Source organism: Streptococcus sp. Marseille-Q6504 (assembly GCF_965111625.1).
In genome coordinates, this window is record NZ_CBCOON010000004.1 from 154,556 (window position 1) to 166,590 (window position 12,035).

11 protein-coding genes are annotated in these 12,035 nt (G+C 38.3%); 3 read left to right on the top strand and 8 right to left on the bottom strand.

Translation table 11 applies throughout. The features are described from left to right. Positions 1–62: 62 nt before the first annotated feature. The gene (locus ACWPUA_RS05845; RefSeq protein ID WP_414286712.1) at positions 63–1,301 is read right to left on the bottom strand and encodes a DUF4352 domain-containing protein; all 1,239 of its coding nucleotides are present in this window, start codon (positions 1,299–1,301) and stop codon (positions 63–65) included. A gap of 236 nt (positions 1,302–1,537) precedes the next feature. Here ACWPUA_RS05845 and ACWPUA_RS05850 point away from each other — a divergent pair, with 236 nt between their 5' ends. Next, entirely contained in the window at positions 1,538–3,256 is a 1,719-nt protein-coding gene (locus ACWPUA_RS05850) for a phospho-sugar mutase (RefSeq protein WP_454379767.1), read from the top strand. A gap of 107 nt (positions 3,257–3,363) precedes the next feature. Beyond that, a complete protein-coding gene (locus ACWPUA_RS05855; protein ID WP_195184290.1) occupies positions 3,364–3,711 on the top strand; it encodes a thioredoxin domain-containing protein in 348 nt (115 codons plus the stop codon). A 34-nt stretch (positions 3,712–3,745) separates the two neighbouring features. Here the strand turns inward: ACWPUA_RS05855 and ACWPUA_RS05860 are convergent, their stop codons facing one another. The 4 genes from ACWPUA_RS05860 to mutY all read right to left on the bottom strand — a co-directional run bounded on the left by ACWPUA_RS05860 (position 3,746) and on the right by mutY (position 7,829). After that, positions 3,746–4,555 (bottom strand): MBL fold metallo-hydrolase, encoded by an 810-nt coding sequence (locus ACWPUA_RS05860; protein ID WP_414276885.1) that lies wholly within the window; start codon positions 4,553–4,555, stop codon positions 3,746–3,748. Between the two features lies 1 nt (position 4,556). Further along, complete coding sequence (gene vicK, locus ACWPUA_RS05865; protein ID WP_454379770.1) at positions 4,557–5,906, bottom strand: cell wall metabolism sensor histidine kinase VicK; 1,350 nt, start codon at positions 5,904–5,906, stop codon at positions 4,557–4,559. Further along, positions 5,899–6,603, bottom strand: a complete 705-nt coding sequence (yycF, locus tag ACWPUA_RS05870; RefSeq protein WP_004252689.1) for a response regulator YycF — start codon at positions 6,601–6,603, stop codon at positions 5,899–5,901. Before yycF ends, vicK begins: the two co-directional genes overlap by 8 nt. Before the next feature lie 68 nt (positions 6,604–6,671). Continuing rightward, a complete protein-coding gene (gene mutY, locus ACWPUA_RS05875; RefSeq protein ID WP_454379772.1) occupies positions 6,672–7,829 on the bottom strand; it encodes an A/G-specific adenine glycosylase in 1,158 nt (385 codons plus the stop codon). A 171-nt stretch (positions 7,830–8,000) separates the two neighbouring features. On the opposite strand from mutY, the gene ACWPUA_RS05880 reads away from it, so the two are divergent. After that, positions 8,001–10,280 carry a Xaa-Pro dipeptidyl-peptidase gene (locus ACWPUA_RS05880; protein ID WP_454379774.1) on the top strand — a complete coding sequence of 760 codons (2,280 nt, stop codon included), beginning with the start codon at positions 8,001–8,003 and terminating at the stop codon, positions 10,278–10,280. 49 nt (positions 10,281–10,329) lie between these two features. Here ACWPUA_RS05880 and ACWPUA_RS05885 read toward each other — a convergent pair whose 3' ends face one another. The 3 genes from ACWPUA_RS05885 to ACWPUA_RS05895 all read right to left on the bottom strand — a co-directional run bounded on the left by ACWPUA_RS05885 (position 10,330) and on the right by ACWPUA_RS05895 (position 12,021). After that, on the bottom strand, positions 10,330–10,491 hold the full coding sequence (locus tag ACWPUA_RS05885; protein ID WP_004252684.1) for a hypothetical protein: 162 nt from the start codon (positions 10,489–10,491) through the stop codon (positions 10,330–10,332). A gap of 9 nt (positions 10,492–10,500) precedes the next feature. Continuing rightward, on the bottom strand, positions 10,501–11,811 hold the full coding sequence (gene obgE / locus ACWPUA_RS05890; protein WP_414257122.1) for a GTPase ObgE: 1,311 nt from the start codon (positions 11,809–11,811) through the stop codon (positions 10,501–10,503). 75 nt (positions 11,812–11,886) lie between these two features. Then, complete coding sequence (locus ACWPUA_RS05895; protein ID WP_000863850.1) at positions 11,887–12,021, bottom strand: DUF4044 domain-containing protein; 135 nt, start codon at positions 12,019–12,021, stop codon at positions 11,887–11,889. Positions 12,022–12,035: the final 14 nt, after the last annotated feature.

Below are 12,035 nucleotides of genomic sequence, written 5' to 3' on the forward strand. Positions count from 1 at the left end.
TTTTTCTGTTTTTAACAATTCAAATAAAAAAAGTTCGAGATTTAAACTCGAACTTTTAGATATTAATAACCGATACCACCACGGAATGTACGTGCCATATCTTTTAAGTTATAGTTCTTAGAAGATGTGTCGATTGTCCATTTACCGTCTTTCTTAGTCATCTTGATTTCGTATCCTTCTTTTTGCATATTATCGCTAGTATCAAGAGGAGTTGAATCAAATTGACTTGGTGCATTTTCTAAAATGTACTTCTCACCAGCTTTCATAGCTTCTGAGTAGCTGCTGTATTTACCTTTGTTTTCGTCGTAGAATTTACGGCTCAATTCATAAACATTTAAGTTATCCAAGTCGATTGTTTCTGGTCTTACATAGACAACTGCATAGTCTGGTAAATAAGTTTTTACTTTGTAATCAACTTTTGCTCGTTTTGCATTTGCTTTGATATATGCTTCTGCAAATGTACGAAGTTCAGAATCAGAAGGTTTGTAGTTGTAGAATCCTTTACTGAATGACTCGATGAATTTCTTGATAAATTCTTCTCTATCAGCCTTCACGTCATTTGTGATCACATCAGAATCGTTTGAAGATTTTTTGTCATCTGATTTTTTGTCTTCAGACTTATTATCATCTTTCTTTTCTTCAGATTTCTTATCGTCTGATTTCTTATCGTCTGATTTTTTATCTTCAAGTGCGACGATTTGAGTTTTATCATTAGTAAAGCTTACGTTTGATGCACCACCAGTGTTTTCACCATCTAGGTAAACAGCATCAACATATTTTTTCATAGCTTCTTTGGCTTCATCAATAGTGTCTTCGTATTGAGTTGGGTCAACCTTGATAGCTACGTCATTTTTACCTTTTTTATTTTCTTTTACATCATCGTAAAAGCTTGGGGCAAAGTGAAGTTCATATTTTGCATCTTTATCAACTTCATAAACTACATAACCAGCAACACTCTTGCCTTTAGAGAGACTATCTCCGTATGACATGAATTTAGTTTTACTATCTGACTCATAAATTTGAATTGGTTCAACTTTTTCGTCTTTTTCGTTATAAAGCGCGATATCTTGGCTTGTAAAGCTAAACTGTTTATCACGATTGTTTTTAATCTCAACTTGAAGTGCAAGGTAGTGTGAATTTGAATCTTCATCTTTAGGAAGAACATACATACCGTCTTTAACAGAAACTTCAAAGTTTGAATTAGATGCAGTACCATTGTCACTTGCTTTTTTACTATTTCCACAAGCTACTAATGCTAAAGCAGTTAAAACTAAAGCTGAGTGCTTAAGAACTTTTTTCATAATAGAAAACCCCTTTTATTATTTACTATATTGTACCATATAGTCAATAATTTTCAAACTAAAAAAAGGAAATCGCTTTAAAAATATTGTAAATTTTTAAATATAATAAATTTCTACTCATTCTATGATTAAAATGAAACTTAAATTCAAAGAACTGAACCACGCTAACGTTTTACTAAAACTTTAAATCGTGGTATAATGAAGGCGATTAGATTATATATTAAAGGAGATATCTTATGACTTACCAAGAAAACTACCAAAAATGGGTTGATTTCGCAGATCTTCCAGACTATCTTCGTCGTGATTTGGAAAGCATGGATGAAAAAACAAAGGAAGATGCCTTTTACACAAATCTTGAATTCGGTACTGCTGGTATGCGTGGTTTGATTGGTGCTGGTACAAACCGCATTAATATCTACGTTGTTCGCCAAGCAACTGAAGGTTTGGCTCGTTTGATTGAATCAAAAGGTGGAAACGAAAAAGAACGTGGTGTTGCCATCGCTTATGATAGCCGTCACTTCTCTCCAGAATTTGCCTTTGAATCAGCAGCAGTTCTTGCTAAACACGGTATTAAATCGTATGTTTTTGAAAGTCTCCGTCCAACTCCAGAACTTTCATTTGCTGTTCGTCACCTCAATTGTTTCGCAGGTATCATGATTACTGCCAGCCACAACCCTGCTCCGTTCAACGGATACAAGGTATATGGTGAAGACGGTGGTCAAATGCCTCCACACGATGCAGACGCTTTGACTACCTACATCCGTGCTATCGACAATCCTTTCGCTGTAGAAGTTGCGGATGTGGAAGCTGAAAAAGCATCTGGTTTGATTGAGGTCATCGGTGAAGCTGTCGATGTTGAGTACCTCAAAGAGGTGAAGGACGTAAACATCAACCCAGCCTTGATTGAAGAATTCGGTAAAGACATGAAGATTGTCTACACACCACTTCATGGTACTGGTGAAATGTTGGCTCGTCGTGCTCTTGCTCAAGCAGGATTTGACTCTGTACAAGTCGTGGAAGCTCAAGCAACTCCAGACCCAGACTTCTCAACTGTTAAATCTCCAAACCCAGAAAGTCAAGCAGCCTTTGCCCTTGCTGAAGAACTTGGTCGCCAAGTAGGCGCTGATGTTCTTGTGGCAACTGACCCTGATGCTGACCGTGTCGGTGTTGAAGTCCTTCAAAAAGATGGTAGCTACCTTAACCTTTCAGGGAATCAAATCGGTGCTATCATGGCTAAATACATCTTGGAAGCTCATAAAAATGCTGGAACTCTTCCTGAAAATGCAGCCCTATGTAAATCAATCGTATCAACTGACTTGGTAACGAAGATTGCTGAAAGCTACGGCGCAACTATGTTCAACGTCTTGACTGGTTTCAAATTTATCGCTGAAAAAATTCAAGAATTTGAAGAAAAACACAATCACACTTACATGATGGGATTTGAAGAAAGCTTCGGTTACTTGATTAAACCATTCGTACGTGATAAAGATGCCATCCAAGCAGTCCTTGTCGTTGCTGAACTTGCTGCCTACTACCGTTCTCGAGGTTTGACACTTGCTGACGGTATCGAAGAAATTTACAAAGAATACGGCTACTACGCAGAAAAAACCATCTCTGTAACTCTCTCAGGTGTCGATGGTGCTGAGCAAATCAAAGCGATTATGGCTAAATTCCGCAACAATGCTCCAAAAGAATGGAACGCAACAGAAATCACAGTCGTAGAAGACTTCAAAGCACAAACTTCTACTGCCGCTGATGGTACTGTAACAGCCTTGACGACTCCTCCAAGTGATGTCTTGAAATACACACTTGCTGATGGTTCATGGATTGCAGTTCGTCCTTCCGGTACTGAACCAAAAATCAAGTTCTACATTGCTGTTGTTGGAGAAAGCAACGAAGATTCACAAGCTAAGATTGCTAATATCGAAGCTGAAATAAATGCCTTTGTAAAATAAGATATTAAAAGATGAGATAAGATTGTCTCATCTTTTTTCCGTATCAAATCTAAGCATTTTTAAAGACTTTATGGCATACTAGATTTAAAAGAAAGCGAGGAAAACTCATGGAACAATTTTTAGAAAACATTAAAGATCTTGAAGTTACAACTGTTGCGCGTGCCCAAGAAGCTCTTGATAAAAAAGAAACTGCTACATTCTTTATCGGCCGCAAAACTTGCCCTTACTGCCGTAAATTTGCTGGCACTTTGGCTGGTGTGGTAGCTGAAACCAAAGCACACATCTATTTCATCAATAGTGAAGAACCAAGTCAACTTGAAGCACTACAAGATTTCCGTTCACGCTATGAAATCCCAACTGTACCAGGATTTGTTCATGTTGAAAATGGTGAGATTAAGGTCCGTTGTGATTCTTCTATGTCAGCTCAAGAAATCAAAGATTTCGCTGGATTGTAAAAATATATAAAAAAGAAGGCGTCTGCCTTCTTTTTTATATATCTGTTAGTGGTGTTGCAGTGTCTGGAGACGTATCGTAAACTTGAAAATCAACTCCTACTCCCAAGTCTGCTTGGGCAAGCTGATTAACCATAGTCATATGAGCTAGCTCCTTGATATTATTCTCTTTAGATAGATGTCCTAGGTAAATCTTCTTGGTACGATTACCTAGTGTGCGAATCATGGCATCTGCTCCATCCTCATTTGAGAGATGGCCAAGATCGGACAGAATCCGTTGTTTGAGTCGCCATGCGTAAGATCCAGCTCGCAGGATTTCAACATCATGATTAGACTCAATCAAGTAACCATCTGCATTCTCGACAATGCCAGCCATACGATCACTAACATAGCCTGTATCTGTCAGCATGACAAAACTTTTATCGTCCTTCATAAAGCGATAAAACTGCGGAGCTGCTGCATCGTGACTAACACCAAAACTCTCAATGTCGATATCTCCAAATGTTTTAGTTTTCCCCATTTCAAAGATATGCTTTTGTGAAGAGTCAACTTTACCTAGATACTTACTATTTTCCATAGCTTGCCAGGTCTTTTCATTGGCGTAAAGATCCATGCCATACTTACGAGCTAAAACTCCAACACCATGTATATGGTCAGCGTGCTCATGCGTAATCAAAATAGCATCCAAATCTTCTGGCTTCCGGTTAATCTCCCCCAATAAGCGTGTGATTTTTTTGCCAGATAATCCTGCGTCTACTAAAATCTTTTTCTTAGGGGTTTCTAGATAGAAGGAATTCCCACTAGAACCCGATGCTAAAATACTATATTTAAAGCCTGTTTCACTCATTCTAGTCTTCTACTTCATCCTCCCATACTTCTTCTTTTACAGCATCATTATCATAAGGAAGAACAATGGTAAAGGTTGAACCCTTGCCGTATTCACTCTTAGCCCAGATAAATCCATTGTGTTGCTTGATGATTTCTTTTGCTATAGCAAGACCTAAACCAGTCCCACCTTGGGCACGACTTCTAGCCTTATCAACCCTATAGAAACGGTCAAAAATCTTCGGTAAATCTTCTTTAGGAATCCCAAGTCCTTGGTCCGAAATAGATAAAATCATCTGGTCATCAGTGGTTTTCATGCTAACCGTAATTTTCCCACCATCAGGCGAATACTTGATGGCATTGTTAAGAATATTATCGATTACCTGAGTCATCTTGTCTGTATCAATTTCAATCCAGACCGATGTAATCGGATAATCTCGAACCAACTCGTATTTCTTTTCTTGTTCCTGAGATCGCATCTTATCGAAACGGTTTAGGATAAACGTAATGAAAGCTGTAAAGTTAATCAATTCAACATCTAAATGGCTAGTTGCATTATCAATACGCGAAAGATGCAAGAGGTCCGTTACCATTCGCATCATACGGTTGGTCTCATTTAGAGATACTTTGATAAAATCAGGAGCAACAGGTTCATATAATGCACCCTCATCCAAGGCCTCTAGGTAAGATTTGACACTGGTCAATGGAGTTCGCAATTCATGACTAACGTTTGAAACGAATAGTCTTCTCTCGCGTTCTTCCTTCTCTTGTTCAGTCGTATCATGTAGAACTGCTACCAAACCAGAGATAAAGCCAGACTCTCTACGAATCAAGGCAAAACGCACACGCAAACTAATATACTCCCCATTTACATTTTGAGAATAAATCATCATTTCAGGACTTTGCGTAATTAAGTCTCTAAGCTCGTACTCATCTTCAATCTTGAGCAGCTCTAAAATGTTCTGATTGAGCGCGTCATCACTTTCAACCCCAAGTTGCCTTTTAGCCGTATCATTAATCATAGTGATTTGACCACGACGATTGGTTGCAAGAACCCCATCAGTCATGTATGATAGGATACTATGCAATCTTTTACTTTCCTGCTCAAGATTCTCCTGAGTTAGACGAATAACTTCAGACAAATCATTTAAGTTATTCGTAATGTTAGTGATTTCAGTATTCCCCAGCATATCTAATACCTGAGAATAATCACCAGCAATTAAATCTTTAATCTTTTGATTTAACTGTTTGAGTCGAATATTATCTCTACGGCCTTCAAGCAAGAGAAAGCTAACAAGCATAATAAAACCAATTAATATGAGTACGTAGACGAAATATCTGGTTAAAATTGTTTGTTTAATTATATCAATCATTATTTCTCATATAATAACCCACACCACGACGAGTTAAGATATATTCAGGTCTACTTGGTGTGTCTTCAATCTTCTCACGTAGACGTCTAATGGTAACATCGACAGTACGAACATCACCAAAATAATCATAACCCCAAACAGTCTCAAGGAGATGTTCACGGGTAATAACTTGACCAAGATGAGAAGCCAAGTGATGCAACAACTCAAACTCTCTGTGAGTTAAGTCCAATTCTTCTCCATATTTTTTCGCTACATAAGCGTCTGGAAGAATCTCTAAATCCCTAATTTGAAGACTTTGCAATTTAGTATCTTCCTCTTGGTTGTCAACTGCAACTAACTCCGTACGACGAAGAAGAGCCTTCACACGCGCTTGTAGCTCACGGTTTGAAAATGGCTTAGTCACATAATCATCCGCACCAAGTTCAAGACCAATAACCTTGTCAAACTCACTATCTTTTGCTGAAAGCATGATGATTGGAACACTACTTGTCTTGCGAATTGTTTTAGCAACTTCAAGACCATCAATTTCTGGAAGCATCAAATCCAAGATAATAATATCTGGTTTCTCAGCTTCAAACAATTCGATGGCTTCACGTCCATTAAAGGCTGTAACAACCTCATAACCTTCCTTGGTCATATTAAACTTAATAATATCTGAGATTGGTTTTTCATCATCTACAATCAATATTTTTTTCATATAGTCACCTTTTTCCTTATATCAATTATACCAAAAAAATGCAAAGAAGACACGAAAGACTAGTGTTATCAGCATTTTTTTGAATACTCTTGCCAAATTTTTTGCTGAGGTTTTGCTAGTGGATAGAGGTCAAACTCTTCAGGAGTTAACCATACTACCTCTTTATCACAATATTCTTTACTATCAACAACTTGCCCGGATAGGATTCGTACATGCCACTTTCGATGGCTAAAAATATGTTTGACTTCTTCGAAATGACTATCCTGCCACTCAACTTCTAAATCATAATCCTGCTCAAAACTTTCTTGCGGTGATGGCCCAAGTTGAATAGATGATTCAGCTACCTGATTAAAGAGATTTAATTCTTCATTCTTAGAAAATTCATCAACCTCAATCAAGGGAAAATGCCAAAATCCAGCAAGTAACTTTTCACTTTCATTCTTTTCTAGTAAAAACTGTCCTTTAGCATTTTGAACAACTAAAGCATTAAGATAGACAGGAACTGGCTTTTTCTTTGGCGCTTTTATAGGATAGCGATCCATTGTTCCATTTTGATAGGCAGCACTAAAATCTTTAACTGGACTATCTTCTGGTCTCGGATTAACGGGTGCCTCAATATCTGAACCCAAATCCATCAAGGCTTGATTAAAATCACCTGGACGTTCTGGATCAATCAAGATTTCCATCATGGCTTGAAATATCTTGCGGTTGCTTGGATTACCAATGTCGTGATTGACTTCAAATAAACGAGCCAAAACACGCATGACATTCCCATCAACCGCAGGTTGGGGAAGATTAAAAGCGATACTAGAAATAGCTCCGGCTGTATAGGGACCTATCCCTTTCAAGCTTGAAATACCTTCGTAAGTTGAAGGAAATTCTCCATTTAATTCATTCATAATCTGCTGAGCTGCAGTTTGCATATTGCGAACACGCGAATAATATCCAAGACCTTCCCATGCCTTTAATAAGCATTCTTCAGATGTATTTGCTAAAGTCTCTACAGTTGGAAAGCTTTCTAAAAAACGTTCATAATAGGGAATAACTGTATCAACTCTGGTCTGCTGCAACATGATTTCAGATACCCAGATATGGTATGGATTTTTACTTCTTCTCCAAGGTAAATCACGCTTATTTTCATCATACCAGGCTAAAAGTTTTTGACGGAAAGAGAGAATTTTCTCCTCTTCCCACATGGTCACGCCGTATTTCTCCAAATCTAACATATATCTAGTATAGCATATCCTTATAGGATACTCAAAAAATGAAAATTGTCCTTGTTTTGGTATCGGCTCTCTTATCATACCTGACTATAAGTCATATCTCTACTCTTTCTGTTATTTTCTATGATTTTTTGATATAATGACTCTTGAATGATTCTTTAAAAGGAGATGTCCATGCGTTTTAATCAATTTAGTTATTATCCCGTTACAAACCAACAAGCTTTACAGGAATTATCTGAGCTTGGATTCAAGCTTGATCTTTCAGCTTCACATAAAGAACAGTTTGAAGCTTTTGTTAGAACTTGTTTTTTCAATTTTAAAAATACGGATTATCCCCTCACTACTTTAGCAGTTGATAAAGAAACAGATTTGCTTACTTTCTTTAATTCAGACCGTGAATTGACAGCAGAAATTTTCTACACTGTTGCCTTTCAATTGCTTGGATTCAGTTACTTAGTAGACTTTGAAGATGGTCTTGCTTTTCACAAAGAAACAGAGTTTCCGATCGTTTACGGAGATTTAATCGACAATTTCTACCAGCTTTTAAATACACGCACTAAAAAAGGGAACACCCTTATCGATCAGTTAGTTAGTGATGGTCTTATTCCTGAGGACAATAACTATCACTACTTCAATGGCAAGAGTTTGGCAACCTTCAATACTAACAATGTCATTCGTGAAGTAGTTTATGTAGAGACTCGTGTTGATTCTGATAAAGATGGTCTACCTGACCTCATCAAGGTAAATATCATTCGTCCAGCATACAATGGAAAGATTCCAGCTGTCATGACAGCAAGTCCATACCATCAAGGAACCAATGACAAAGCAAGCGATAAGGCTCTCTATAAGATGGAAGCCGAACTAGAAGTCAAGGAACCACATGAAATTACGTTAGAAAATCCAACCCTGGACTTGGTTGAACCAGTTGGAGATGCTGAACTTGTTTCTGAAGCTGAAGAAAAACTCACTCATATCAATAGCAGCTACACACTTAACGACTACTTCCTTCCAAGAGGTTTTGCCAATATCTACGTATCAGGTCTTGGTACCAAAGATTCACAAGGTCAGATGACTAACGGAGATTACCGTCAAGTTGAAGCTTATAAGAATGTTATCGATTGGCTAAATGGTCGTTGTCGTGCCTTTACGGATCATAGTCGTAAACGTCAAGTAAAAGCTGATTGGTCAAATGGTAAAGTGGCAACTACTGGTCTTTCTTACCTAGGAACAATGTCTAACGGCCTTGCTACTACAGGAGTTGATGGTTTAGAAGTCATTATTGCTGAAGCAGGTATCTCATCATGGTACAACTATTACCGTGAAAATGGTCTTGTGACAAGCCCAGGCGGCTATCCTGGAGAGGACTTCGATTCATTAGATGAATTAACTTATTCTCGTAATCTATTAGCTGGTGACTTTATTCGTGGAAACGAGGCTCATAAAGCTTCCATAGAAGAACTCAAGAAAAATCTAGACCGTAAAACTGGAGATTATAACCAATTTTGGCATGACAGAAACTACCTTCTTAATGCTAAAAAGGTTAAGGCTGAAGTTGTCTTTACTCACGGTTCGCAAGACTGGAATGTAAAACCACTTCATGTCTATCAAATGTTCAATGCTCTTCCAAGCAATATTAAGAAACATCTCTTTTACCATAACGGCGCTCATGTTTATATGAACAACTGGCAGTCTATTGATTTCCGTGAATCCATGAATGCCCTTTTGACACAGAAATTATTGGGTCAAAGCACTAACTACCAACTTTCAAGTGTCGTTTGGCAAGACAATACTGCTCCTCAAACTTGGCTGTCACTTGAAGATTTTGGAAATCAAACTGACCATAAAACTTTCTCTTTAGGTACTGAGGAAGCTGTCATTGAAAATCATTACCAAGATTCTGACTTCGAACGATTTGGAAAAACTTACCAAACCTTTAACAATGAACTTTATCAAGGTAAGGTGAATCAGATTACTATTGATCTTCCAGTGACTGAAGATCTTCATATCAATGGTCGTGTTAAACTAAATCTTCGTCTCAAGTCAAGTACCAATAAAGGTCTTCTCTCTGCTCAACTTCTCGAACTTGGTCAAAAGAAATACCTTCAACCTTATCCTGGAGTCTTGGCTGCTCGTACTATTGATAATGGTCGCTACCATATGCTGGAAAATCTTTGCGAGCTACCATTTAGCCCAAATGCCCAACGTGTTATTACCAAAGGCTACCTCAACCTCCAAAATCGTCATGATTTATTAAAAATTGAAGAAGTTAAACCAGATGAATGGATGGAATTCCAATTTGAACTCCAACCAACAATTTACAAACTAAGAAAAGACGATACAATTCGACTCGTTCTTTATACTACTGACTTTGAAATTACTGTCCGTGACAATACTGAATATCAATTAACAGTAGACCTTGCGCAATCTAGTCTTGAAATCCCAGATCAAAAATAGTTAGAAAACCAGAAAACCCGTGATAAAAATATCACGGGTTCTTTTACTCTTATTTTTTTTCTTCGGCTTGTTTCTTCACTCTCGCAAGTCTCAATGAACGATTGGGATTGAGGCGATTAAAAAGTTCTTCTAATTTCTTTTCATTCCAGACGTCTGCTGCAGAAACAAAATTTCCATCAGCATCTCGGAAAGATATTGGTTTATCACCCATAGCTATCTCCTAGTCTACAAATTCAAACTCAAATTTTCCAATACGGACAAGATCCCCGTCCTTAGCACCACGAGCACGAAGAGCTTCATCAACACCCATACCACGCAACTGACGCGCAAATTTCATGACAGACTCATCACGGTCAAAGTTAGTCATATTAAAGAGTTTCATGAGTTTTTCACCTGAAAGAACCCAAGTTGCATCATCGTCACGACCAATCTCAAATGGTTTTTCTTCTTCATCGAAGCCGTAATATGCTTCTTCTTCCATTTCTGATTCGTCATAAAGAAGGAATTCTGGCGTTTTATCAAGAAGCTCAGCCGTTGCATCTAATAGAGGTGCAAGACCTTGCTTAGTCAAACCTGAAATTGGAAAGATTGGCGGTAATTCTTCAAATTCATCATAATTAGCAGCCAATTTTTTCTTGAACTCTTCAAGGTTTTCCTGACTCTCAGGCATATCCATTTTATTAGCAACAATAATCTGTGGACGCTCCATAAGACGAAGGTTATAAGATTCAAGTTCCTTGTTGATTGCTAGATAGTCCTCGTAAGGATCACGTCCTTCGCTAGCTGACATGTCAATGATATGCAGGATAACGCGAGTACGCTCGATATGGCGAAGGAACTGAGTTCCTAGTCCAACACCTTGGCTAGCACCTTCAATCAATCCAGGAAGGTCTGCAACGGCAAAGGATTCACCGGACTGGGTACGGACCATACCAAGATTTGGCACAATTGTCGTAAAGTGGTAGGCACCAATTTTTGGCTTAGCAGAGGTAATCACGCTAAGGAGTGTTGATTTACCTACAGATGGGAAACCAACTAAACCTACATCCGCAAGGATTTTAAGTTCTAACTGTAATTCACGTTCTTGACCAGGTTCTCCGTTTTCTGAGATTTCTGGCGCAGGATTTTTAGGTGTTGCAAAACGGATATTTCCTCGACCACCACGACCTCCATGCGCCACGATGAACTCTTGTCCGTTCTCTATCAAATCAGTGAGAACTTTCCCAGTCTCCGCATCACGCACGGTTGTCCCTTGAGGTACATGGACAATCAAGTCTTCTGCCCCTCGGCCATGCATTCCTTTTGTCATCCCTTTTTCACCTGATTGGGCCTTGAAATGACGATTGTAACGGAAGTCCATAAGGGTACGCAAACCTTCGTCTACAACGAAAACAACGTTACCACCACGTCCTCCATCACCGCCCCATGGTCCACCATTAGGGACATATTTTTCACGACGAAAGGCAACCATCCCATCGCCACCATTACCAGCCTTTACTTTAATCTTGGCTGTGTCTAAAAACATACTCATATTCTTTTCTCACTTTAAAAAGGGCTGGGAAATTCCAGTCACCAACTAATACAATTTGATCCTCTAACCAGTATTTTAAAATCTACTGAATACACCAATTGCAGTCGCAAAAATACCGGCTAAAGTAACAAACAACATGATTAATACGACAAACATTGTAAGTTTTTCAAAGAATGTTTTTTTACGTTTACCATTATCACCGAATGCCATGTTTTCTCCTTTAC